Source organism: Pseudobacter sp. (assembly GCF_051955275.1).
GTDB lineage: Bacteria > Bacteroidota > Bacteroidia > Chitinophagales > Chitinophagaceae > Pseudobacter.
Window position 1 is genome coordinate 17,250 of record NZ_JBQCGW010000187.1, and the last position, 24,782, is coordinate 42,031.

The following is a 24,782-nucleotide window of genomic DNA, read 5'->3' on the forward strand; positions in this document are numbered from 1 at the left end:
AGATTGACGAGAGAAAGCCGTATCTTTGCGGCGAAATCTTGAGCGATTGAGCATTCAGTAAGTGAACGAAATTCTGCTACGCATTAATTCTGCTATTAGTTAGTCTTCTTTACTCTGCTTACTTCTCAGATGATTATTTAATTTAACCAGTATTTTTGTATGAACATTTATGTTTCTAATTTAAGCTACAACGTTACAGATGAGGATCTGAACGACTTTTTTGCAGACTACGGCGAAGTAACTTCTGCCAAAGTTATCACTGACAAATTCACTAACAAAAGCCGTGGCTTTGGTTTTGTTGAAATGCCAGATAACGAAGCTGCACAGAAAGCGATCAGCGAGCTGGATGGTGGCATTGTAGAAGGAAGAGCAATCAAAGTTACCGAAGCACGTCCTCGTGAAGAGCGCGGCGGCAACGGTGGCGGCGGCGGTCAAAAACGCTCTTTCGCTCCCCGCAATAATAACTATAACAACCGTTATTAATCACTGCGTTTAACCGATACTGAAAGCCTCGCTTCAGCGAGGCTTTTTTTATGCCCTTTATTGCCGGGAATCATGTTTGCGCATTTCAACCAGCAAGGGCTGTTTCTGCAAACAATTCTTATTACCGCCATGTTATCCCTCAAACGATGTTGCCGCATCATCCCCTGAAGTAAAAATTACCGCCTTTTTTTACCGAAATTTCACCGCCCAAAGCCCATCTTTTATGGCTGCAAAGCCTTTATACACTTACTTTGCAGGGCTTCCTTTAACCTACAATCTTTTCGTATGAAATCAACGGGAACTGCGGCATTAGGCTTCATCTTCGTAACAATACTGATTGATGTGATCGGCTTCGGCATTATCATTCCCGTATTGCCAGACCTGATCATGGACCTGGGACATGTTGATAACAGCCAGGCCTCCACCATCGGTGGCTGGATGCTGATGGCATATGCAGGCATGCAGTTTATCTGTGCTCCTTTATTGGGTAACCTGAGTGATAAATATGGAAGAAGGCCCATTCTTCTCTTCTCCCTCTTCGGCTTTGCCGTAGATTATATGCTCATGGGATTTGCACCCACGCTCGCCTGGTTGTTCGTAGGCCGTATCATTGCAGGTATCACCGGCGCAAGTTTCACTACTGCCAGCGCTTATATTGCAGATATCAGCGAACCAGAAAAACGCGCACAGAACTTCGGGATTATCGGTGCCGCATTTGGCGTAGGTTTCATCATCGGGCCGTTCATCGGTGGATTACTGGGCGGTTTCGGCGTGCGTGTTCCTTTCTTCGTTTGTGCAGCGCTTACTATCCTCAACTGGTTGTATGGTTATTTCATCCTCCCTGAATCACTGAAAAAAGAGAATCGCAGGGAATTTGAATGGAAACGAGCCAACCCCATTGGTTCTTTATTACACCTGAAGAAATATCCAGCCATTACGGGACTGGTGATTTCCCTGGTGATCATTTATATCGCTTCACACGCTGTTCAAACCAACTGGGCCTATTATGGAAAAGAGAAATTCCATTGGGGACATTTCGAGATCGGTGTTTCGCTGGGTGTGGTTGGACTGATGGTAGGATTGGTACAGGGAGTGCTGATCAGAAAAACAATTCCGCTACTGGGCCAGGAGAAAAGCATCTATTACGGTTTCCTGCTGTATGGCCTGGGCATGTTATTGTTCGGCCTGGCTACCCAGGGATGGATGATGTATGCGTTCACTGTGATCTATTGCCTGGGTGGTATCGGTAACCCCGCTCTGATGGGAGTAATCTCCAATCACGTGCCTGCCAATGAACAGGGCGAATTGCAGGGAGCGCTTACCAGCCTGATGAGTGTAACTGCCGTTGTGGGGCCTCCCATCATGACGCAGTTATTCAGCTACTTTACACATAAAAGCGCACCGGTCTATCTGCCCGGCGCGCCTTTCTATCTGGGTGCATTGATGATCTTCGTGGCTACATGGATCGCTTACAGAACGCTTTACAATGAAAAGCATCCTGCGGTTCCACAGCAGACTACCTGATGTACCGCTCAAAGAATTCCCAGGTGCGTAACATCTGGTCCATTCTCTGACGGTTATCGCCACTGCGTGTGAGCTCATGTGTGCCTCCCGGATGACGGACATATTCCACCGGGCGGCCTAACACCTTCAGCGCACGGTACATCATTTCACTCTGCACAAAACCCGTTCTGCGGTCATTGTCTCCGTGGAAAATGATATAGGGAGTTTTGATGTTCTGCACATAATTGAAGGGAGATTCTCTGTCGAGGATCTCTCTTGCTTTTGGCTCCCAGGGATAACCCCCGAAATAATTCGGCACCAGCCTCCAGGCATTGCCTTCTCCAAAAAATGTATTGAGCTCGTATACGCCACGCTGTGAGCAGGCAGCTTTGAAACGCTGATCATGGCTGATGATCCAGGCTACCAGATAACCTGCATAGGATCCGCCGGTTACTACCAGCTTAGCTGTATCTGCCCATCCTTCAGCAATTGTTTTATCCAATGAAGTAAGCACATCGCTGGTTGGACCGGCTCCCCAGTCTTCAACATTGGCGCGGAGGAATTCCTGTCCGTAACCCCCACTGCCCCTGGGATTGCAGTATACTACACCATATCCTTTGCTACAGAAGAACTGGTACTCATGCCACATGCTGGCTTCGCCAGGTCCCCACATGGCTGAAGGGCCTCCATGGATCTCCAGTACTACGGGATACTTTTTACCGGCCTCGAAATTGGCAGGCTTCATCACCCAGTATTCAACGGTCAGGCCTTTGCTGTTAACGAATGTTTTCTTTTCGGGTATGGATATCCGTTTGTTGCTGATCCATTCTGTATTCAGGGAAGTGATCCGTTTGGCATTCTTTGCTGCCGCATCTGCGAGATACAGTTCAAATGGACTGCTGATATCTGTTCTTGAATACACCAGCTTGTTGTTCACGATATCATAGCTGCCGATACCTCCGTTGTAGTCCGTGAGTTGTTCAACCTTTTTGGTTTTCAGGTCAACGCGGTACAAGGGCGCTCCGCCGTTGCTTTGCGCGGTGAAATAGAGATATTTTTCATCGTTGCTCCAGGTGAAACTTCCTTTGGTCCTGTCGAATGGAATGGTGATGATGTCTTTTTCATTTCCGTTGACGGGCATGATGCCAAGCGCCTGTACGTTCACGAAGGAAGTATTGCCATACGTAAAAGCCAGCAGCTTTCCGGAAGGAGAGAGTTTAGGACCGGAAAAGGATTTCCCTTTTTCTCCTAATACTTTCCGGAGCTTGCTTCCGTCTTTGTTCATGATATAGATCTCATTTTCCAGAATACGCTCAGGGTTCTGGCTTACATCATTATTACCCACCAGCAGCAATTGATTGCCATCCGGTGTGAAGTCGGAAATGGCAAGCCTGGAAAACCCTCTGGTAACCGGTGTTGGTGTGGAGCCGGCTGTAATGTTGACCAGGAAATAATGTGTGATGCTGCTACCGCCATTGATATTGGCTTCGTCCTGAAAATTCAGTTTGTTGAGCAGGGTGGCTTTGCGGTCTGTGACGTTGTTGTCGAGCCAGGCTCTTACCTCTTCGATATTTCCATCGGGATCAGCTTTGGCTGAACTCTTCAGCCAGTTGTTGTTATCGAATCCCGGCCTTTCCAGCGGGAAGTCAGGAACTGCTTTGCCGGGATTTAGAAGACTGTCTTTCAATAAATCTTTAGCTGGAATGGAAGCCGCGAAAAGGATCTGCTTGCCATCAGGACTCCATTTTGGGCTGGATGCGCCGTATTTGTATTTTGTAAGCTGGATGGCTTCGCCGCCATCAAGGGAGAGCAGAAAGATCTGTGGCCTGCCATCCGCTGCGCGAACGAAGGCGATTGTTTTACCATCGGGACTCCAGGCGGCCTGTGAAGAATTTTCTTTACTGGTTAATTGCCTGGGAGCAGATGTTCCATCCGTACCCACCAGCCAGAGCTGTGATGCATATTTATAGTCGGTTTTACTTTCTCCGTCGGGCTCAATACTGGTAAGGCTGTACACAGCTTTGCTGCCATCGTTGGATAGGTTTACGCTGGAGATGCTTTTGATCTTCAGCATGTCTGTAACTTTTACAGGCTCCTGGGCAAAAAGAACCGGTGCCTGCAACAGAAGCAGGAGGACCCATGTGACGTTTTTCATAAACGGTTATTTATAGGTTGAATGTACAAATTCAGTTCATTTATGGAAGCAGGAAATGATCAGCGGCTGCAATTCTTAATGTAGCTTTAATAAAATATCTATATGAGTAATCTGGTTCAGGAATTTAACGACTACCGCGCTAAAATGAACGATGTGATCCTGGGAAAGAACAACCTGGTGATGAAAAGGCTCTGGAACCTGGATACCAACACATATGAAGCAGGCGCACTGGATGTGAATACGAAAGAAATGCTGGGGCTGGTAGCCAGTATGGTACTGCGTTGCGACGATTGCATCAAATACCATCTGGGAAAATGTCATGAGCTCGGCATCACCACAGAGCAGGTATATGAAGTATTTGCCGTAGCCAATATTGTGGGTGGTACTATTGTGATCCCGCATACGAGGCGCGCTGCAGAATACTGGGAAGAGTTGATTGCGCAATAACAGTGTGTGCCCAATCGCTCGCGTCCCCGCGAGTGATTGCTATTTGTTTGCCTTTGGCGAACATCGTGTCGCCGGAGGCGACGGAATAAAAGTCACTCGCGGGGAAGCGAGCGACTGGGCACAGCCGAATAATATAGTAACACTTTATTTAAGCCAGGTCCATACTGGGCTTGTTCTGCAGAATATTTTCAATCTGCGCCATCACCTCTGGAGTGAGCACCTTCACTACTTCCAGTGAACTGAGGTTCTCTTCCAGTTGTGATTTCCTGGTAGCGCCGAGAATGGCGGTAGTAACGTTCGGGTTTTTGATGGTCCAGGCAATAGCCAGCGAAGCGAGCGATACATTCAGTTGCTTTGCAAGCTCTGTAAGTTTCTTCACTTTTGCGAGCTTGGCGTCCTGTATCCAGCGATCTTTCAGCCAGTCGAATCCTTCAATGGCCAGACGTGAATCTGCCGGAATGCCTTCATTATATTTCCCGGTGAGGAACCCGGCTGCAAGTGGGCTCCAGATAGTTGTGCCAAGTCCCACGTTTTTGAAAACAGGAAGATAATCCTGCTCCATTTTGAAACGCTCGAACATATTATACTGTGGCTGTTCCATCACGGGCCCGATCAGTCCGTACTGATGCGCCACGCGATGTGCTTCCATGATCTCTGCGCCGCTCCACTGGCTGGTTCCCCAGTAAAGGATCTTTCCCTGCTGAATGAGATTGTGCATGGTCCAAACCACTTCTTCAATTGGCACATTCACATCGGGGCGGTGGCAGAAAAAGAGATCGAGGTAATCCATCTGCAGCCTTTGAAGCGCTTCATGGCAGGCTTCAAACAGATGCTTGCGGCTAAGACCAGTTTGATTGGGTTTGTTCTCCTTGCCTCTCCATCCGAAATAAGCTTTGGAGGAAACGGTATACGAAGTCCTGTCCCAGTTTTTCTTTTTGAGTACACGGCCCATCATCTTTTCACTCTCTCCCAGCGCATACACTTCTGCGTTATCAAAGAAGTTGACGCCATTATCATATGCAATGCCCATCAGTTCGTCTGCCAGGCTGTCATCCAGTTGTTTGTGAAAGGTCACCCAGCTGCCGAAAGACAGCACACTTAATTCCAGTCCTGATTTTCCAAGTCTGCGATATTCCATGATCATTGAAGATTTAAGGCACTGAAATTACGGAGAAAGATCCAGAAGCGGCATGGGTAGGCTCCTACGGAATGACAAAGAATTACAATAATATTATGGCTGTTTTGCCGGTCTGTCGGCTTCATCCCTGCCCCTCCGCATATTGCTTATCCGTCGTTCACGTGCATCGCGCATGCTGTCTGTTCTGCGCAGGAACGGAGACTTGTTGCTGGTGCTTAAACTGTTGCCTGGCGCGGGTTTCATGGCTGTGGAACTAACCGGTTTTACTTCCGGCTGTGCAGCAGGCGGTGTTTTTACAGGAGCCGGCGGGGGAGGTGGCGGTGGCATATTCCGGCTGGCAGGAGCGGCACTGTCTGTCCGCAGGCTGTCTGCAGGCAGGTTGGGGTTGGCGTCATCCGGTACCGGTAAGATACCTGAGTTGCCATAGAGCTCATACCAGCTGAGGTCCTGTTTGGCCTTCATACCATTTTTAGAAAAGATATCGGTGCCATCACGTTTAGTGATATGCGAAGGCTTATCGGTATAGAATTCCTGTTTATTCTGGTCCCACCATAATTCAGGTGTACGGAGTGTATCGCCATTCTTGATATTGATCACACGAACGCTGTCTCTCAGCAATACCTTGTTCTCATACTGACGGTACTTTCCATACCTGGCATCCAGGATGGTTTCGATAACACCGAGCGTATCGTAAAAATCAACATGCAGTGTTTTCGGAAATTCAAGAAAGGCAGAGTCCCTGGACTCTTTGCGCAGCATGGTAGGAGCGGTGAGGTGGGCCTTGGTGATGCCATCCTGGCTCATATAACTGCTCACCTGGGTGGCTTCTTCGATACCTGTTGCTTTCTCACCGAAAACTGCGTCCAGCTCCTTCTTTGTGTTCTCGCATGCAATAAGAAAGAAAAAGCAGCCCACCAGAAGGGCTGCCCGGAAAAGAGAATATGTTGACATGAATCTGATCATGCATTAATCATACTTGCGTTTAAGGAACCAGATATCTGACAATGCCAGGCCAACACCGAGGCGGAAGAAATTCTCACGCAACGGATTTTCTTTGGTACCACGGTTACCATACTCCATCAATACGTTGATCACGGAGAACTGGTTGGTATAAGCGGGCTTACGCATGGGCAGTGAAGCACCAACGGATACCGTCCATTTGGAAAGGTCTTTCTGATTTACATAAATATAATCCTGGCCCCAGGAGAAGCCTGCGCGATAGCTGACATTGCTCCAGTAGGTTTTACCCAGTCTTGGTGCGAGCTGGCCACCAACCTTCACTTCCCAGCTATCCTGAAGATCGTCTTTCAGATCATAGAAACGGTAAGATTTCCATTTTTCTGTAACGTAATCCACACCGATCATGAACTTGCCAGGCCTGTCGTAGATGATACCTGCGCCATAGGTTGCAGGATATTTGATGTCGCCGGATTTTTCAGGAACGGAATAAGCTGTATCGATGGTTTGAATAGCGCCAGAGGCAGCATATTCAAAAGTCTGAACCGTATAATCTTCCCTTGCATTCAGGTTGCCCTGGATGCTACCATATGCTCCCATGCGGAGGTAGGAGGATTTATTCAGTTTGGCAACATATTGCAGACCACCATTCAGTTTTATGCCTCCGTAGGAAGTTTTTCTGTCGTGGCTGGATTTATAAGTGTAGGCAGTAGTATCCACTACATTGGTGCGTGTGCTGTAATCTTTGGTACCGAAGAGATAACCAAAATTGAAACCCATGCTGAAGCCTTTGAATACATTGAAGCCTGTTCCGATATGTGCTTCATAAGCACCGCCGGTACCTTCATAAAGTGTATTGATGTTCAGCGTGTCTTCAAATTGAGGAAATGCCCGCTGGGAACTTGCGTTAAGTTTATAACTGATCCTGTTTGCGGGGTTCAGTCCGAGGTTCATACCCCATCCGCCGTTCTTTTTGAGCGGGAAGGCCAGCTGGAGGTAGGAGATATTCGGGCTGTATGAATTGAATTTTTTGTTGGGGTCAAGTGCATTTTCGCCTGCCCTGAGCGTACGTGAAATAAACTCAAAACCCAGATCGAGGGTAGTGGCATTGAGCTTTGAATACGATGCGGGATTGACAAAGTTGATACCTGTGTAGTCGAAATAAGCAGCTGATAATCCGCCCATTCCACGGCTAGCGATAGATTGACCGGGTACGATGTCTCCTAATCCGTAACGGGAGTAAGGAGAGTTTTCGGTTTGAGCCTGTGCCAGGGAGAGAAAGCAGCAGCAAACAATTCCTAACAGACTGATTTTCTTATACATTGTTGTATTCGCAGATAGCATAAAGCCCTTTATATATTAAGTTAGGGTCTGCAAATATCTTGTTTTTGAGATGATAGCCAAAATATGGTGCGTCGCCCCCGGTTAAGACGGCGTTAAAGTTATGGTACTTTTGTCGATAATTTTCTATCATTCCATCGATCTCAGCGGCCATTCCAAGGATTACGCCACTTAAAATGTTGGTCCGGGTATCATATCCCATGAGGGTAAAGTTCCAGTCTTTCTCTACCAGCGGGAGTTTGGCGGTGAAGGCATTCAAAGATTTGAAACGCATTTCCATACCGGGTGAAATGCCACCCCCGATGAATTCTTTCTTCTTGTTTACAAAATTATAGGTGATGGCAGAGCCCAGGGCAATCACCAGGTTATTGGTTCCGGGATAAAGATCGGCAGCCGCGGAAACCAGCGCCAGCCTGTCTGCTCCGATACTCTGTGGTTTGCCTACCGGGGTGGTGAAGGGCAGTTTGCTCTCATTGCTGAGTTTGTGGAATCGGCCGGCGGCTGACAGGATGGTCTCCAGGACAGGATTGTGATTGATCACCGATGATAATATGGTGCGGTCTGGCCGGTAGCTGCTGACCAGATCCCGGATGGTGGCGTCGGAATCATCAGGCAGAACAATCAGTTCCTGCATTTCCCTGTTCCTGAACACCGCGCATTTGAGGCGTGTATTTCCGAAATCCAGGCAAAGCGTTGTTGTTGGCGTCAATCGTTTGAATTTAAGATGGGAGGCTATACATCGATATCCAGGTCAAAGGCGGACAGGTTCCGGAAATGACCATTGAGCTTTACTTTTTCTTTGAGCTGCTCCATTTCCATTAACATGGGCAGCACTTTTTCCAGGTGCCTGCGGATATATTCCTGCCGCTGCAGTTCCTCCATCAGGCCCAGTACCTCATATTCTTCTTCCAGCGACAGTCCTGCATGGTGTGCCACATCATAGCTGCGGAGCTCTTCTTCGGACTTGCGGAAATCCTTGCTTACATTGAGCATCCGGTGCAGCTCCTTCACGCCGTGCACCACTTTCTGCATCAGCATCCGGTTACCCATGTCTACATTATTATCAGGATAACTCACAATGGCACCACTGTATAATTTTTCGGGGATCTTTTTAATCACCTCCAGAACACGGAACACTTTCAGGCCCCGGGCACGGATATCCAGTTCTCCGTTTTGATACTCCTGAACGATCTCGGCTACTTCCACCAGGGTGCCCATGTCCTGCAACTTGTCGCTCAGCACAGACGGAATACCGAATGGTTTGCCAGACTCCTGGCATTCGCGGATGAGTTGTTTATACCTTGGCTCGAAGATATGCAGGTGCATCACTTCTCCCGGGTACACTACCACAGCAAGGGGGAATATAGGAATGAAATTTGTCATGTCGTTTACAAAAATAAAAACCAAATCAGATAATATGGTCATTTATATTACTTTCATGCCACGAAAAGCCCAATGGAAAAATTATCAGTAGTTATAATCACTTTCAACGAGCAAAAAAATATCGGCCGGTGCATCGACTCCTTAAAAGGAGTTGCTGACGAAGTGGTGGTGGTTGACTCCCTGTCTACCGACAGTACCCGGGCCATCTGCCTGGAAAAGAAGGTCCGTTTTATCGAACATGCATTTGAGGGGTATGGCAGGCAGAAGAATTTCGCCCTTCAGCAGGCATCATATGATCATATTCTTTCACTGGATGCAGACGAGGCGCTGAGTGAGGCCCTGCTCCAGGCAATTGAGACGGTGAAAGAGGATAATTTCCCCCATAGCGGGTACACCATGAACCGCTGCACCAACTATTGCGGCCAGTGGATCTATCATGGCGACTGGTATCCTGACCGGAAGATGCGGCTGTTCGACCGACGGAAGATCCGTTGGAGCCAGGATCCCGTACATGAAAGCACACAGGCGGATGAAGGCGCCAGTTTCGGGCATCTTCGCGGAGACCTTCTTCATTATTCCTACAACAGCCTGGAAGAACATATCACACAAAACAACCGTTACAGTTCCATATCGGCAGAAGCCTATTATAAAAAAGGGAAGAAGTCCGGCTGGATCCGAATGCTGGTGAACCCTGCCTGGGCCTTTGTGCACAGCTACCTGATCCGCCGCGGATTCCTGGATGGATTTTCAGGATACGTGATCGCAAAGAATATTGCACATGGCACTTTTATGAAATATTATAAACTATATGCCCTGCAAAAAGGTATTCCTGTAAAACCAGGAGCGTGATTGCGCCAGCTTGACTATTTTCGCATATAGAAAGATGATTGTTCACCAACGACCTAGAGTTTTTTATGAAGATTGCCGGTTTTACCATTATCAGGAATGCGATTTTGAATGATTACCCCATCGTGGAAGCCATTGCTTCCATCCTGCCGGTAGTTGACCTGATGATCGTGGCCGTAGGAGAAAGCGAAGATGATACATTGCAACTGATAGAAGGAATTCCTTCTGAGAAGATCAGGATCGTGAAAACATCCTGGGATCCCAAAGCCAAAAAAGGTGGGGAAGTGCTGGCCATCGAAACCGATAAAGCATTCCAGCACATACCGGAAGATTATGACTGGGCCTTCTATATCCAGGGCGACGAAGTAGTGCACGAACAATACCATGCCGCCATCCGCAAAGCCGCCGAACGGTTCAAAGACGATAAAAGAGTGGAAGGATTACTCTTCAATTACCTGCACTTCTATGGCACTTATGATTATGTGGGCGACAGCCGCCGCTGGTATCATAAAGAAGTGCGTATCATCCGCAACGATAAAACTATCAATTCTTATAAAGATGCACAGGGCTTCCGCCGCAACGGACAGAAGCTGCACGTGAAACAGATCGACGCCTTCATCTACCACTACGGATGGGTGAAAAGTCCGCAGCAGATGCAGGCCAAGAAAAGGCATATCATCCAGTACTGGTCTGAACAGCAGCAGGAAGCGGAAAAACTACAGGAGCAGGATTTCTTCGACTTCAATGATTTCGATTCCCTGGAAAAGTTTACTGGTACCCATCCCAATGTAATGCTGCCCCGCATCGCCAGCCGCAACTGGCAGGTAGAGATGGATGTGAGCCGCAAAAGATTTTCCCTCAAAGGCAGGGTGCTTTACTGGTTTGAGAAAAAGACGGGCATCCGCCTCTTCGATTTCCGTAACTATCGTACTATCTAACGCCTGTCAATAGCCGAAAAGGCAATAATCATATTTGGTTCATCCGCATAAAACTTTCTTCTCTTGACCAACTGGCCATCAATGCTGGAAATGATCAGAAGCGGCAATCGCAAGAGCCTGGCCCGCGCCATCTCTTATGTGGAGAATGAAGTGCCCGGTTATGACCGCATGCTGGCTGCCATCCCCGCCAATGATCATACAAAGATCATCGGCATCACAGGCCCGCCCGGTGCAGGTAAATCCACGCTGGTGGACGCCCTCATCGGAGTACTGGCCGGTAAGGGAAAAAAAGTGGGCGTACTCTGCGTAGACCCTTCGTCGCCCTTCAATTTCGGCGCTTTACTGGGAGACCGCATCCGTATGAGCGAATGGTACGATCATCCTGGCGTATATATCCGATCCCTCGCTACAAGAGGCTCCCTGGGAGGATTGCATCCCCGTATCATCGAGATCACGGAACTGATGAAGGCCGCCGATTTCGATTATGTGATCGTGGAAACGGTTGGCGTAGGGCAAAGCGAAGTGGAGATCGTGGGCCTTGCCGATGTTACCATAGTGGTGGTAGTTCCCGAAGCCGGTGATGAAGTACAGACCATGAAGGCAGGACTCATGGAAATAGCCGACATCTTTGTGGTAAACAAATCAGACCGCCCCGGTGCAGATCTTTTTGTGAAAAACCTGCGACTGATGCTGGCACCCGTTTTTTCCACGCATCAGTATGAGATCCCTGTAGTGAAGACCATCGCCTCCGAGAAAGAAGGAGTTGATCAACTCTTTGAAAAGGTTCACGAATTCCTGCAACATCCCGTACAGGCCTCCAAAAAACCATGGCTGCTTACAGAACGCGCATGGTTCCTCATTCAGCAATACAAAATGAAAGAGCTGGATAAAGACAGGCTGAAAACTGCTATAGAAGCCAGTTTGCAGGAGGGGCATTTCAACCTCTACCGCTTTGTACAATCCTGGCTCTGACGTTCACCGCCTTACAATACATGTTCACCGAATTGGTTTTATTACCAGATACTGTCCGGGTAGTTTTGGTGTATTAAAACAAATGGTATGAAAAAACTATTTCCCCTTACCGGATTGCTGCTGGTCATCTTTCTGATGCCCGGCTGCCTTACCGCTCTTCATCCCCTGTTCACAGAAAAAGAATTATTCCACGAACCACGCCTGCTGGGAGTCTGGAAGGTGAAGGGAGAAGATGCAATGACCGTTGCTTTTGAAAAAGGCAATCCTGATACCTTCAGTGAACTGCCTGAAGTATTGCAGAATGCCTCAGAAAAGGCTTACACCGTTACAGTAAAAGAAAATGGACAAATCGTTCAGAAGTTCTTTGCGTTCCCTACCAAACTCGGAGATGCATTGTATCTGGATTATTTCTCCAGCACCACACCCAAACAGAACAGCTACGACAATTTCTACAAAGCACATTTCACGGCTATGCACAGTTTCTATCGTATACAGTTTGATAAGAACGGCAGTTTCAAAGCCAGCAGGCTCAAAGGGGATTACCTGGCCGACCTGATCAGGAACAAGCAAATACGTATCCGCCATGAAGAAAGACCTGACGGCTCTTTTGTGATCACTGCCCCTACCTCAGAACTGCAACAGTATGTACTGAAATACGGACAGAACCCCGAAGCTTACGAAAGCAGTGAAACCTATTCAAAGATCAATTAAACCCTGCACCATGAAACCGATCCTGATAGCATTAAGCATTCTCATGCTGGCAACCAGTTCCTGCGTTACTTCCGTGCAGCCGCTGGTCAGCAAAAACAAAATGATCACCGATCCGCGCATTACTGGGGTGTGGATGCAGAATGGAACAGAGGTTACCATCGAACCGTTCTCTACCAGCGGGCTTAGCAGAGAATGGGAAAATCTGCTGAACGGAAAACAGTTGGATACAAAAAAGGAAAATGCCGAGGCAATCAAAAAATTATATGTCGTCTCCTATAAAAAGGAAGACCGTGTTTATCAATTACTGTTTTCCCTGATTCGTATAAACGGAAATCTTTTCGGAGACCTGTACCCTGCTGAAATGCTCGACAAGTTTGATCCGGAAGCTGGTTTTGGAACGGACAATGATTTTCTGCCGGGATACACCATTGCACGCCTGGCAATAAAAGACAGGGCAAACCTGTCCATCGAATTCCTGGATGGCGAACTGATCAAAAAGCAGGTACTGGCCGGGAATATGCGGCTGAAACATGAGTATGACCCGCTTTTTGGAACATTTATGATCACAGCCAGTTCGGAGGAGCTGCAGCAGTTCCTGGGAAAATATGGGAATGATGCCCGCTTCTTTCCTTCCGGGAATTCCATTAATTTAAAGCGGAAAGGATAAAAGTAAATGATGGCCATCCGTAACATATCATTGAAGCATCGCATGGCAAGATGCATGCAGCACCTCGTTTTCTGGGTGCTGCTTTTCATGTTGTTCCTGCAGGTATTCAGGAATGGCGACAGCATAGCAAAGGTGGATTATGTGTATGCTTTCCTGTTTCATGCCACCATCATTCCGGCGGTGTACATCAATCTCCTCTGGCTGCTTCCTTCTTTTGCGCATGCCTGGAAATGGCCGCTGTACCTGACATTGGTACTTTTGCTGATTGCCGTTTTCACTACACTTAATTATTTCTTCTTCCAGGACTGGAGCCAATACCTGCTGCCGGATTTCTTCTTTATTTCCTATTTCAGCTGGTGGCAGGTCAGCGCCTTTTTCTTTTTCTACCTGATCATTACTTCATTGTTGAAATTTTCCAGAAGCTGGTTTGAAGTGAATGCATTGCAGAAACAGTTACTGGAAACGGAAAAAGGAAAAGTGCAGATGGAATTACGGGCATTACAGGCCCAGGTGAATCCCCATTTCTTTTTCAATACACTCAATGGTATTTATTCCATGAGCCTGCACCAGGATCAGCGACTGCCTGATACAGTGCTGAAATTATCTCAACTGATGCGGTACTTCCTGTATGAAGCAGGCGAACAATGGGTATTGCTGGAAAAAGAATGGCAGGCATTGCTGGACTATATCTCGTTACAGCAACTGCGTGCAGGGCAGTCACTACAGGTAACCACATCCGTGAATGGACAGATCAACCGCCAGGAGCTGGCCCCCCTCATCCTTATTGCTTTCCTTGAAAATGCTTTCAAACATGGTGGACGGAATAATGAAAATAATTTTATTCATATTGACCTGGATGCAGCTGGCGACATGCTGCATTACCGGATCATCAATTCAATCGGGATCAGCAATGAAGTAGAGAAAAAACAACCGGGAGGACTGGGGATGGAGAATGTAAAAAGAAGACTGCAATTGCTTTATCCGCTTAAACACCAGTTGCAGATCACTGATAACGGACAGGAATTTATTGCTGATCTTCGAATTCAAATATGAGAAATTCCTTTAAGTGCCTGGTGATAGAAGACGAGCCACTGGCTCAGGATGTGCTGAAGAAATTCATCACAGATCATCCCAGCCTGCAATTGCTGGCTGTTTGCAACAATGCACTGGATGCACAGGCTTATATTGCCAGCCAGGAAGTTGATATCCTATTCCTGGATATCAACCTGCCGGTACTTTCCGGAACTGGCTTTCTCAAAACACTCAAGCAGGCGCCACTGGTGATCTTCACTACTGCCTATCCTGAATATGCAGTGGAAGGTTTTGAACTGGACGCCATCGATTATTTACTGAAGCCATTTTCGTTTGAGCGCTTCCTGCGTGCGGTGAACAAAGCGCTCGAAAAACTGCAGCAGAAAGGGCTCCGGCAGGATGCTGCCATCTTTATCCGGGCAGATAAGAAAGTGTACAACATTTTAGTCAGTGAAATTCTGTACCTGGAAGCCCTGGATGATTATGTGAAACTGGTTACTGCGCAACAGCAATACATGGTACATGACACTCTTAAAAATCTAAGTGAGCAATTACCTGCTACCGCGTTCTTGCGTATACACAAAAGTTTTGTGATAGCATTGAGTAAGATCAATTACGTGGAGGGTAATTATATAAAGCTTGGCGCGAAGGACATTCCTGTGGGCGCCTCCTACAAAGACGAACTTAAACGGGTGCTGGGAATCGGGTGAATACTATGATTCTTTATTGCCTTTGTACCACCTGTAGGCAACAATACCAATGATGGCTATTGGTGTAAATGCGAGGTAAACGATCCCGGTATTCAGTGCCTTTGCAGGCTTCTCGCCCAGTTGCTGAGCGGTTTTGGTGCAAATAGAACATTGCGCAACAGCCGCAGTTGCCGAGGCAACAACGATGCTTACTATGAAGATGATCTTACGCCACGTTTTCATGATCCTGGGATTGTTGAGATGCAAAAATACAACTCAAATCAATAGTACAAAGCAGTATTTGCAACCAGTAAAAATTACCATTAAACAGGGCGAATGGCGAATATGGCCTGATTTTCCGGCTTTACTTCTGCATATCGATGGGCAGGAGTGTTTATGGATTGCTGATAAAGTGATGAATTACCTGTAACGCTACAAAACAAAAATGGTGTATCATGAATGACACACCATTTTTTGTGCAGACTTTTTCTGCGAACACATGAGAAATTGACGTTGATTCTTGTTCTGATCAGATTTACTGATCTTTGTTTTTCGGTTATACTTGAATGTCAAGTCCTGATTATGCAGGTTTCTTAACGCGGCTATACACTTCCCATCCATTTGTTCCGGAGGATTTCAGTACTACAGTATGTGTACTGTTCTCAAGTGTAACATAATATGCAGTTGAACTGTCGTTGCTCATCTCAAAGAGGTCTGTGATCCAGTAGTTGCTATGGCTTTTTTTCAGATCGGCCAGCAGGTTGATAGGCAGTTGCGAGGAAACGATATTCCTTGTAACGCCCAGCAGCTCTCCTTCCTGTGAGTAGAAGGCAAACATCACCTGGCTGTTGAGTTTGAAAGTAGCTTTTGCGAATTTCTCTTTCACTTCCCACTGCACATTCTGTGCACCTGCGAAGTCTTTATTGAAAGCGCTGGAAATTCTTTCGTTTACTGATTCGAGAACGTTGGCGAAGGTTGTGCTTAATCCTGTCAGAAGAATCATTGCAACTATAATAAACTTTTTCATTTTGAATATTTTTAGAAAGGTGTTTTAATTGTTTGTTGGTTTCACTTTTAAAGCAGCTGCGCGTTTGCTTGTATACATAATAAGACGCAGCACTTTTCCCGATGTTACAATCCGGTTGCATGAAATTTCCACTTTAACAATTAAATCCTTTCATACGGATTTATTGCCGCTCACCCTCGAAAGGAATGTCTTTCCAGCTGTTACGCCGGACTACGGTGGTGCCGGAAATGCGGTCGTGCCAGTTTTTGCCCCATAAAAACGAGAATCTGTCAAAGGGAATGAGACGGCCCAGTGAGCGCAGTAAAACTTTGCGGACAGACATAGGGGATCTGAGACCAACAGGGCAGGAATTGGTCAGGCTTTGACCGGGTGTTTGGCCAAGGAACGCTTCGGAGAGGAAGAAGTAGAGGAAGTAAATGGCCACCATGCCGGAAATGATGAAGGTTACCTGCAGATAGGTCATTGTTGATTGCAGGAAAACTACCCAGAATTCGGTGATCGCATAAAAGAACAAAAGGTCTGTTACATGGTGCAGGAACCGGTTCCATTTACCGGGCGTTTCCCAGAGCGTATAATCAGAGAGATTGATCCGGAAAATATCCTTTTGCGGAACACCTTTCCAAAGTACTGCTGATATGATTATCATCAGGCTTAGGCGTATAAGCCCCCAAAATCCATTCGCATCATCCCAATTCTGCTTCCATTCTGCTATAAGAGTAAGCTGGTTCGCAATACTGGAAATGGTATACATGATGAAACTGCTGCGAAGGATATAAGCTGCAGTTTCTTTTTGTTTTTTCTGTGGATTGAGAAAATAGCTGATGGAAACAACAATAAGGAATAGCATTATCAATTGATGTAATGCCAGCTTGATCACAAATATATACCTGTATGGTGCCACCCGGAAAGGCGATGTGAGAAAGGAATAGATATATCTTTCAACCGGGAATTCCCACAATGCATTGAAACCGATAATGAGCATCGGTATCAGCGCTATGGCAAACGGCACTGATCTTCTCATGCCTGTTCTTTTGTATCTTCTCCTTCAAACACAATATCCTCCCAGCTGAATGCATGTACCACCGTAGTACTTGAAGCCTTGTCATGCCATTTGCCATTCCACAGGAATGATAACGGATCAAAGGGAATGAGCCGCGCAAAACTTCTGCCAAGGATCTGACCGGTACTTAACCTTCCACCCACACCCACCACGCAGGAACCAGTGAGGGCCTTGCCCAGGGTTTGACAGAACAGCGCTTCAGCAACAAAATAGTAGATAACGAAATTGATCAGGGAGACCAGATAAGAAAGCAGAACATTCTGATCATAATATTCATACACGCCGGCGGCCAGGAGCCAGTCGAACGACAGGCAGGTGAAAAAACAGGAATCTACAAAGTAATGAAGCAGCCTTTGGTTGCCGCCAGTGTAAGAAACCAGCTCGTAATCGGAAAGATTGATCCTGGGAATGGCATTGGCTGGCTTGTCCATCCATAACACAACACCTATAAAAATGAAGATCAGGAAGCGGGCACCCAACGTGATATAGTTGAAAAGCTCTGGCCCGAAACCTCCCCTGAACATAATCAGGATTACAGATGGAAGTGAGAACAGCAGTTCCATTATGAACACCAGCCTGATCAGTGAATACAATTTATTCTTCATTGCCTGGTCTGAACTGAGCAGGTATACAATAGGAACGATTATCATGAATGCTGTAGAAAGCTCAATCATTGTCCATTTAAAGAGGTCTGACCATCGCCGGGGTTCTGTCAGTGCCTCCGACAGCAATTGAACATAGTACTTTTCGGAAGAAAAGTTCCAGATAAAGAACCAACCGATATAAGTAAGCGGTATGAGGATGATGGCAGCGGTGGTGAGATTCTTCATGGTAATGCTGGATGCGGTTTAATATGGAAGCTAATATAATCGTTTCGTTCCTTATTTCTAAATATGGTAAATGAAAAAGGCTGTCCGTTACAGACAGCCTTCAACTTAGATTATATCAGAGAGCCGGTCCTTAGGACATGCTCTTCGCATATTTCTTTCTTTCCTCTTCATCCAGGATGGTCTTACGCATACGGATGTAGTTAGGCGTTACTTCGATACACTCATCCTGCTGGATATACTCCATGCACTCTTCCAGGGTCATCAGCGTTTTAGGAGCGATGCGGGTTGCATCGTCACTGCCGCTGGCGCGGTGGTTGGTGAGTTTTTTGCCTTCAGTAGCATTCACTACCAGATCGCCTGGTTTGATGTGCTCGGCAATGATCATACCTGCGTATACGTCTTCACCCGGATCAACGAAGAAGGTTCCGCGATCCTGCAGTTTATCGATAGAGTAACCGGTTGTTTTTTCAGTGTTCTTTGAAAGAAGAACACCATTGTTCCTTCCGGGGATAGTTCCTTTCCATGGTTTGTACTCGCTGAAACGGTGTGCCATTACAGCTTCACCCGTTGTAGCAGTGAGCATCTGTGTACGCAGACCGATCAGACCTCTTGAAGGAATATCGAATTCCAGGTGCTGCATTTCGCCCTTGGTTTCCATCACCAGCATTTCACCCTTACGGCGTGTAACGAGGTCAATTACCTTGGATGCAAACTCCTGCGGAACGTCTACAACCAGTGTTTCGTAAGGCTCGCATTTCTTACCGTCTATCTCTTTCACGATCACCTGGGGCTGACCCACAGTGAGTTCATATCCTTCACGACGCATGGTCTCGATCAGTACACCGAGGTGGAGGATACCACGACCGTATACTACCAGGCTATCGCCTTCTTCGCTATCTGTTACTTTAAGTGCAAGGTTCTTTTCTGTTTCTTTCATCAGACGGTCACGGAGGTGACGGCTGGTAACAAACTTACCATCCTTACCGAAGAAAGGAGAGTTGTTTACAGAGAACAACATGTTCATGGTAGGCTCATCAACGCTGATGATCGGCAGTGCTTCAGGGTTTTCAGCATCAGCAACAGTATCGCCGATATTGAAATCTTCCAGACCAACTACTGCGCAAAGATCACCTGCAACTACTTCGCTTACTTTCTTTTTACCCATGCCTTCAAATACATAGAGCTCTTTCACCCTTGACTTTTTGATGGTGCCATCAGCCTGCATCAGGGCGATAGGCTGGTTTTCTTTGATAGTACCTCTTGATACCTTACCGATAGCAATACGGCCAAGGAAAGAAGAGTAATCAAGAGAAGTGATCTGCATCTGCAGCGGACCTTCACTCACCTTGGGAGGAGGAACGTGCTTGATGATACCATCCAGCAATGGAGTGATGTCTTCACATTGTGTGAGAGAATCGTTGAACCAGCCGTTCTTTCCGGAACCATAATAGGTAGGGAAGTCCAGCTGCTCTTCAGTGGCATCCAGGTTGAAGAAAAGCTCGAATACCGCGTCATGAACTTCATCAGGACGGCAGTTGGGCTTATCAACTTTATTGATGATCACAATTGGTTTCAGGTTGAGCTGAAGCGCTTTCTGAAGAACGAACCTTGTTTGAGGCATTGGACCTTCAAAGGCATCTACCAGCAGGCACACACCATCGGCCATTTTCAGTACGCGTTCTACCTCACCACCAAAGTCGGCGTGACCCGGAGTATCGATCACATTGATCTTAACATCCTTGTAGGTTACGGCGGCATTCTTACTGAAGATGGTGATACCACGCTCTCTTTCGAGGTCGTTACTGTCCATGATCAGTTCACCTGTTTCCTGATTGTCACGGAATACTTTTGTTGCATGCAGGATCTTGTCTACAAGCGTTGTTTTTCCGTGGTCTACGTGCGCGATGATCGCTATGTTGCGAATATTCATAACTGTGAGTGTCGTTCTGCCGGTGTGTTAAGTGCTTTTTCAGCCTTCCGGCATTACCATTTTTTTGAGGCGCAAAGGTACGTTAATTCAACGGGAGGGCAAAAGTATCCTTCAAACTTATTATTTTGGTAAAACTGAGCCTAAGAGAATGATTTACAGCGCTCTGAAAACCAGTGAATTGCCTTTGCGAAAGGTTAAAGTTTACGGAATATTCAGTTTTTAAGGAAATCCATTAATTTCAACCCAAATTTACTGAATGCGGAAAAGGAACTGGCTTTTCATACTCCCCCTGCTCCTCCTGATCGTGTACCTGCTGGGCCCCAAACCATCCACTCCGGTCTACTCAAGCGATATGCCTGCAGTGCCCTCAGGCGCCAATGACCTGGTGAGCTATGTAGCCGGTGAGGAAGCCGCTCATAAGCTGAAAAAGGACAATGAAGCCCGCATCGTCTGGTTCAATGACAGCCTGAAGAATATAACGCCCTGTTCCATCGTTTACCTTCATGGTTTCAGCGCCTCCCAGGAAGAGGGAGACCCCGTGCATGAAAAGATCGCCAAGGAATATGGCTGTAACCTCTACCTCAGCAGACTGGCTGAGCACGGCATCGATACCACTGAAGTGATGGCCAATCTCACGGCCGACAAATACTGGGAATCCGCCAAAAGAGCCCTGGCCATCGGCCGCAAACTGGGACAGAAAGTGATCCTCATGGGTACTTCCACCGGCGGCACCCTGGCCCTGAAGCTGGCGGCGGCCTATCCCGATGTATACGCCCTGGTACTGATGAGCCCCAATATCGAGATCGATGACCCCAATGCCTGGCTGCTCAACAACCCTTGGGGACTGCAGATCGCACGGATGGTGAAAAGTGGAAAATATATCGAATCCACCTCCGATACCCGCCCCGAATACAAACAGTACTGGACTCCCAAATACCGCATCGAAGCAGCTGTAGCACTGGAAGAGCTCCTGGAATCCTCCATGACGCCCGCCACCTTCCATCGCATCGATCAGCCCACGCTGGTATTATATTATTATAAAGATGAAGTGCACCGCGACAGTACCGTTCGGGTAAGCGCCATCAAAAAAATGTATGAAGAGCTGGGCACTCCGGCCGGTAAAAAGCGCGCTGTATCTGTCCCCAACGCCGGTAACCACGTGATCGCTTCCTGGATCAAATCAAAAGATGTGGCAACTGTAGAAGCCGAAACCGCAAAATTTTTCACCGAAGTATTAGGATTGCCCAAACATTAGTTCCGTTTGAAATAGTTTCATTTTACCTGCATTTATTCTTTCCGTAATTTACCGGAACTAAATGTGTTTGCTATATGATCCGATCAGTGATAGCCGGCATCGGCAGGTATGTCCCCGAAAATGTAGTTACCAACCAGGACCTCACCCGCTACATGGAAACCAGCGATGAATGGATCCAGGAACGAACCGGCATCAAAGAACGCCGGTATGCCCACCGAACAGAAGAAACCACCACTACCATGGGCGTGAAAGCCGCTGAGATCGCCATCGAAAGAGCAGGCCTCACACCACAGGATATCGACTTCATCGTGTTTGCCACCCTCAGTCCTGATTATTATTTCCCCGGCTGTGGCGTACTGGTTCAGCGCGCCATGAAGATGAAAGAGATCGGCGCCCTGGACGTGCGCAATCAGTGCAGCGGATTTGTGTACGCACTCAGCGTGGCTGACCAGTTCATCAGGTCAGGCATGTATAAAAATATCCTCGTGATCGGAAGCGAGAAACACTCTTTCGGTCTGGATTTCAGCACACGCGGCCGCGCTATCAGCGTGATCTTCGGAGACGGCGCCGGCGCTGTTGTATTGCAACCTACCACAGACGAGAACCGCGGGATCCTCAGCTCCCATCTTCACAGCGATGGGGAAAGTGCCGAGATCCTGGCCATGTACAATCCCGGTACCCATGCCAATCACTGGATGGAACAAAAGCTGGCCGACTTCGATGAAGCAGAGATCGGCGAGATGTTCATGAGCCATAATATGATCGATCAGGCACAGAACTATCCGTACATGGACGGCCCGTCAGTTTTCAAAAAAGCGGTGGTGAAATTCCCCGAAGTGATCATGGAATCGCTGGACAAGAACGGATTTAAACCATCCGATCTGCGTATGCTCATCCCGCATCAGGCAAACCTGCGGATAGCACAGTTTGTGCAGCAGAAACTGGGGCTACGCGATGACCAGGTACATAATAATATTCAGAAGTACGGAAATACTACAGCTGCTTCAGTGCCTATCGCTTTGTGCGAAGCGTGGGAGGAAGGGAAGATAGAGAAGGGAGACCTTGTTTGTCTGGCTGCGTTTGGGAGCGGGTTTACCTGGGCAAGTGCGTTGCTGAAATGGTAATTTGCTCGCAGGGTTGCATTTCTCAGGCTGGAAAACATACCCACACCTTTGAGGATATTTTATGGGCTGTGGTGGGGTATGTTATGGCTTTGGTGCTATGCCGGGCGATGGGATCGTATGTTTTCAAGGCCTGTTCCATGCAATCCCTGCTCGCTATGGGCAGCGGGAGAGTGCAACAGTTTTTAATACAGCACGTAGATTTTTGATTTCTTCAGGTTGTTTTATACTCGGTAACGTTGATTTAGTAATTCACTGATGGCTTGTTGTGAGCGTATGAGTGATTCCGTTTGCGGAAGGGGAATGTTGTGCATATCCTCGTTGAGCTGAACGGCTTGAACATTGTCTTTGAGTTGCAGGTTGATAAGCTCCATGATCTCTGTTTTGATAACAGGATTGTATACGGGGAAGCACACTTCGATGCGGCGGTAGATATTGCGGTTCATCCAGTCGGCCGAACCCATGTAGAGCTGCGGATCGTTGTTGTTCTGGAAGATGAATACACGGCCGTGCTCCAGGTAGCGGTCCACGATACGACGGATGGTAATATGCTCACTCATGCCCGGAATGCCGGGAATAAGACAACAGATGCTTCTAACGATCAGCTGTATGCGAACGCCTGCATTGGAGGCCTCGTACAGTTTTGTGATGAGCATATTCTCCTGGAGATTGTTCAGTTTGATAATGATGCCGGCAGGAAGCCCCTTCTTTGCATTGTTGATCTCCCGGTCGATGAGGCTGGTGAAGCGGTCCAGCAGGTTGAACTGGGCTACCAGCAGATGTGCAAAAGGCAGGAGGCCGGGAGTCAGTGGTTTTTTTCTTTCTGATAAGAAGACGAACAGTTGCTCCAATTCAGTGAGCATGCCCTGGTGAGCGGTGAGCAGGATATGGTCTGTGTAGAAACGGGCAGTGGTTTCATTGAGATTGCCGGTGGCCAGCAGGCCCACATGATGAGGACGGTTGCTGATCATGCGTTTTACCAGTGCTACCTTTGCATGCACCTTGAGTGTGGGAATGCTGTAAATGATGCGGACGCCGGCTTCTTTCATCCGCTTGCTCCAGCGGAGATTATTGGCTTCATCGAAGCGGGCCTTCAGTTCCACGAACACCACTACTTTCTTTCCGTTCTTTGCTGCGCTGATGAGCGCTGTGGCAATGCGCGAGTCACTTGCGATGCGATAGAGCGTAACAAATATTTCTTCTACGGATGGATCGATAGCCGCTTCGTTGAAGAAGCGAAGCACCGTATTGAAAGACTGGAAGGGCGCGTGGAGGATGATATCTTTCTGACCGATCTCATTGAGTAGCGACCCTTGTGGATTGTTCATGCGATAGGTGAGCACCGGCCATTTGGGATATTCAAGCAGGGAGCTCTCAACAGGCAGACTGGCAAGGTCGCGGAGATTATGATACACTCCCCCTTCCATGATGCTGGCCTTCTCCAGGTTGAAAAGATTGATGAGCGCCTGCAGGCATTCAGGCGGCGTACCCGCGCCATAAAGCAAGCGGGTAGCGAAACCATAATCGCGCTTGGCAATCTGCTTCTCAATTTTTTCGGCCAGGTCGCCTTCGTATTCGTCCATGATGTCGAGGGCCGCGTCCCGTGTTACTTTGAAGCTGTAAAAGGAATCGATGGTCTGGTTAGGTAAAACAAGTTGCAGGTTGCACCGGATGATATCTTCCAGGAAGAGAATATATTTCGTTTGTTCGTGGATGATAGAAAGAAAACGGGGCAGAACATCTGAGGGAACATTCACGATGATCACTTCCTGCCGGTTGCTGGCGCTGCTGGCAATGGCGGCCAGGTAGATCTTGTTGTTCTCAGGAAAGAGCGAAGCACGGCGATCAGTGAGATAAATGGGTTGCAGAAAAGCCAGTACCTGGGTGAAGAAATAGTCCGTGGCTGCTGCCCGCACCGGTTCAGGGATGGGCCGGTTGAACACCAGCTCTGTATTGAGGCTTTCCTGGAGCTCGGGGATGATGCCGCGCAGGATATTGCCGAAGAGCTGCTGTTGCAGGTGGATGCGCTGGTTGGCTTCCTGAACGGTGGTGAAAACGGGAAAGCCTTTGCGCGGCGATTTTTCGTACAGCTTTTCCAGCGCCATCAGGGCCGGCATCCGCACCCGGTAAAATTCGTCGGAGTTGGAAGAGTAAATGGACAGGAATTTGATCCTTTCCAGCAATGGCACCCTGTGGTTGCCTGCTTCCTGTAATACCCTTTCGTTAAATGATAACCAACTCAGGTCCCGATCGAAAAATAAGGCTTCACTCATGGTTCAAAACTAATAATTTTGCCA

Annotated in this window: 24 protein-coding genes; 12 read left to right on the forward strand and 12 right to left on the reverse strand. The window is 47.6% G+C overall.

The annotated features are described in order from the left end of the window. The first annotated feature begins 159 nt into the window (after nucleotides 1–159). On the forward strand, nucleotides 160–483 hold the full coding sequence (locus ACTHMC_RS16065) for an RNA recognition motif domain-containing protein (protein ID WP_440414527.1): 324 nt from the start codon (nucleotides 160–162) through the stop codon (nucleotides 481–483). 285 nt (nucleotides 484–768) lie between these two features. Beyond that, on the forward strand, nucleotides 769–2,007 hold the full coding sequence (locus ACTHMC_RS16070) for a TCR/Tet family MFS transporter (protein WP_440414528.1): 1,239 nt from the start codon (nucleotides 769–771) through the stop codon (nucleotides 2,005–2,007). On the opposite strand, the gene ACTHMC_RS16075 is transcribed toward ACTHMC_RS16070, so the two are convergent. Next, nucleotides 2,000–4,141: a S9 family peptidase gene (locus ACTHMC_RS16075; protein WP_440414529.1), complete on the reverse strand. Its 2,142-nt coding sequence runs from the start codon at nucleotides 4,139–4,141 to the stop codon at nucleotides 2,000–2,002. The two genes, ACTHMC_RS16070 and ACTHMC_RS16075, sit on opposite strands and share 8 nt — an antisense overlap. A gap of 102 nt (nucleotides 4,142–4,243) precedes the next feature. Between ACTHMC_RS16075 and ACTHMC_RS16080 the strand changes: the two genes are divergently transcribed. After that, complete coding sequence (locus tag ACTHMC_RS16080; RefSeq protein ID WP_440414530.1) at nucleotides 4,244–4,588, forward strand: carboxymuconolactone decarboxylase family protein; 345 nt, start codon at nucleotides 4,244–4,246, stop codon at nucleotides 4,586–4,588. Between the two features lie 148 nt (nucleotides 4,589–4,736). Here ACTHMC_RS16080 and ACTHMC_RS16085 read toward each other — a convergent pair whose 3' ends face one another. The 5 genes from ACTHMC_RS16085 to ACTHMC_RS16105 form a co-directional block, all read right to left on the reverse strand. Beyond that, nucleotides 4,737–5,726 carry a potassium channel beta subunit family protein gene (locus ACTHMC_RS16085; RefSeq protein WP_440414531.1) on the reverse strand — a complete coding sequence of 330 codons (990 nt, stop codon included), beginning with the start codon at nucleotides 5,724–5,726 and terminating at the stop codon, nucleotides 4,737–4,739. Between the two features lie 93 nt (nucleotides 5,727–5,819). After that, nucleotides 5,820–6,677 carry an LPS export ABC transporter periplasmic protein LptC gene (gene lptC, locus ACTHMC_RS16090; RefSeq protein WP_440414532.1) on the reverse strand — a complete coding sequence of 286 codons (858 nt, stop codon included), beginning with the start codon at nucleotides 6,675–6,677 and terminating at the stop codon, nucleotides 5,820–5,822. 15 nt (nucleotides 6,678–6,692) lie between these two features. Then, a complete protein-coding gene (locus ACTHMC_RS16095) occupies nucleotides 6,693–8,006 on the reverse strand; it encodes a hypothetical protein (protein ID WP_440414533.1) in 1,314 nt (437 codons plus the stop codon). Then, nucleotides 7,999–8,733, reverse strand: a complete 735-nt coding sequence (locus ACTHMC_RS16100; protein WP_440414535.1) for a type III pantothenate kinase — start codon at nucleotides 8,731–8,733, stop codon at nucleotides 7,999–8,001. The genes ACTHMC_RS16095 and ACTHMC_RS16100 overlap by 8 nt, the downstream gene beginning before the upstream one ends. Before the next feature lie 23 nt (nucleotides 8,734–8,756). Next, nucleotides 8,757–9,407, reverse strand: a complete 651-nt coding sequence (locus ACTHMC_RS16105) for an LON peptidase substrate-binding domain-containing protein (RefSeq protein WP_440414536.1) — start codon at nucleotides 9,405–9,407, stop codon at nucleotides 8,757–8,759. A 72-nt stretch (nucleotides 9,408–9,479) separates the two neighbouring features. Between ACTHMC_RS16105 and ACTHMC_RS16110 the strand changes: the two genes are divergently transcribed. The 7 genes from ACTHMC_RS16110 (at nucleotide 9,480) to ACTHMC_RS16140 (ending at nucleotide 15,283) form a co-directional block, all read left to right on the forward strand. Further along, nucleotides 9,480–10,256, forward strand: a complete 777-nt coding sequence (locus ACTHMC_RS16110) for a glycosyltransferase family 2 protein (RefSeq protein ID WP_440414538.1) — start codon at nucleotides 9,480–9,482, stop codon at nucleotides 10,254–10,256. A 65-nt stretch (nucleotides 10,257–10,321) separates the two neighbouring features. Continuing rightward, nucleotides 10,322–11,191: a glycosyltransferase family 2 protein gene (locus ACTHMC_RS16115; RefSeq protein WP_440414540.1), complete on the forward strand. Its 870-nt coding sequence runs from the start codon at nucleotides 10,322–10,324 to the stop codon at nucleotides 11,189–11,191. A gap of 81 nt (nucleotides 11,192–11,272) precedes the next feature. Continuing rightward, nucleotides 11,273–12,163: a methylmalonyl Co-A mutase-associated GTPase MeaB gene (gene meaB / locus ACTHMC_RS16120; RefSeq protein ID WP_440414541.1), complete on the forward strand. Its 891-nt coding sequence runs from the start codon at nucleotides 11,273–11,275 to the stop codon at nucleotides 12,161–12,163. Between the two features lie 87 nt (nucleotides 12,164–12,250). Continuing rightward, nucleotides 12,251–12,874 carry a hypothetical protein gene (locus ACTHMC_RS16125; RefSeq protein ID WP_440414543.1) on the forward strand — a complete coding sequence of 208 codons (624 nt, stop codon included), beginning with the start codon at nucleotides 12,251–12,253 and terminating at the stop codon, nucleotides 12,872–12,874. A 10-nt stretch (nucleotides 12,875–12,884) separates the two neighbouring features. Continuing rightward, the gene (locus tag ACTHMC_RS16130) at nucleotides 12,885–13,541 is read left to right on the forward strand and encodes a hypothetical protein (RefSeq protein ID WP_440414544.1); all 657 of its coding nucleotides are present in this window, start codon (nucleotides 12,885–12,887) and stop codon (nucleotides 13,539–13,541) included. A 9-nt stretch (nucleotides 13,542–13,550) separates the two neighbouring features. Beyond that, nucleotides 13,551–14,594: a sensor histidine kinase gene (locus ACTHMC_RS16135; protein ID WP_440414546.1), complete on the forward strand. Its 1,044-nt coding sequence runs from the start codon at nucleotides 13,551–13,553 to the stop codon at nucleotides 14,592–14,594. Next, nucleotides 14,591–15,283: a LytR/AlgR family response regulator transcription factor gene (locus ACTHMC_RS16140; protein ID WP_440414548.1), complete on the forward strand. Its 693-nt coding sequence runs from the start codon at nucleotides 14,591–14,593 to the stop codon at nucleotides 15,281–15,283. Before ACTHMC_RS16135 ends, ACTHMC_RS16140 begins: the two co-directional genes overlap by 4 nt. A 3-nt stretch (nucleotides 15,284–15,286) precedes the next feature. Here ACTHMC_RS16140 and ACTHMC_RS16145 read toward each other — a convergent pair whose 3' ends face one another. The 5 genes from ACTHMC_RS16145 to typA form a co-directional block, all read right to left on the reverse strand. Continuing rightward, a complete protein-coding gene (locus tag ACTHMC_RS16145; RefSeq protein ID WP_440414549.1) occupies nucleotides 15,287–15,505 on the reverse strand; it encodes a hypothetical protein in 219 nt (72 codons plus the stop codon). Nucleotides 15,506–15,842: 337 nt separating this feature from the next. Then, nucleotides 15,843–16,289 (reverse strand): hypothetical protein, encoded by a 447-nt coding sequence (locus ACTHMC_RS16150; RefSeq protein ID WP_440414551.1) that lies wholly within the window; start codon nucleotides 16,287–16,289, stop codon nucleotides 15,843–15,845. Nucleotides 16,290–16,449: 160 nt separating this feature from the next. Continuing rightward, the gene (locus ACTHMC_RS16155) at nucleotides 16,450–17,310 is read right to left on the reverse strand and encodes an RDD family protein (protein WP_440414552.1); all 861 of its coding nucleotides are present in this window, start codon (nucleotides 17,308–17,310) and stop codon (nucleotides 16,450–16,452) included. Then, nucleotides 17,307–18,179, reverse strand: coding sequence for an RDD family protein (locus tag ACTHMC_RS16160; RefSeq protein ID WP_440414553.1), 873 nt, complete (start codon nucleotides 18,177–18,179; stop codon nucleotides 17,307–17,309). Before ACTHMC_RS16160 ends, ACTHMC_RS16155 begins: the two co-directional genes overlap by 4 nt. A 130-nt stretch (nucleotides 18,180–18,309) precedes the next feature. Further along, entirely contained in the window at nucleotides 18,310–20,109 is a 1,800-nt protein-coding gene (gene typA / locus ACTHMC_RS16165) for a translational GTPase TypA (RefSeq protein ID WP_440414555.1), read from the reverse strand. 256 nt (nucleotides 20,110–20,365) lie between these two features. On the opposite strand from typA, the gene ACTHMC_RS16170 reads away from it, so the two are divergent. Then, nucleotides 20,366–21,364: an alpha/beta hydrolase gene (locus ACTHMC_RS16170; RefSeq protein WP_440414557.1), complete on the forward strand. Its 999-nt coding sequence runs from the start codon at nucleotides 20,366–20,368 to the stop codon at nucleotides 21,362–21,364. Nucleotides 21,365–21,438: 74 nt separating this feature from the next. Continuing rightward, nucleotides 21,439–22,488, forward strand: a complete 1,050-nt coding sequence (locus tag ACTHMC_RS16175; protein WP_440414558.1) for a 3-oxoacyl-ACP synthase III family protein — start codon at nucleotides 21,439–21,441, stop codon at nucleotides 22,486–22,488. A 221-nt stretch (nucleotides 22,489–22,709) separates the two neighbouring features. On the opposite strand, the gene ppk1 is transcribed toward ACTHMC_RS16175, so the two are convergent. Continuing rightward, nucleotides 22,710–24,758: a polyphosphate kinase 1 gene (gene ppk1 / locus ACTHMC_RS16180; RefSeq protein WP_440414560.1), complete on the reverse strand. Its 2,049-nt coding sequence runs from the start codon at nucleotides 24,756–24,758 to the stop codon at nucleotides 22,710–22,712. Nucleotides 24,759–24,782: the final 24 nt, after the last annotated feature.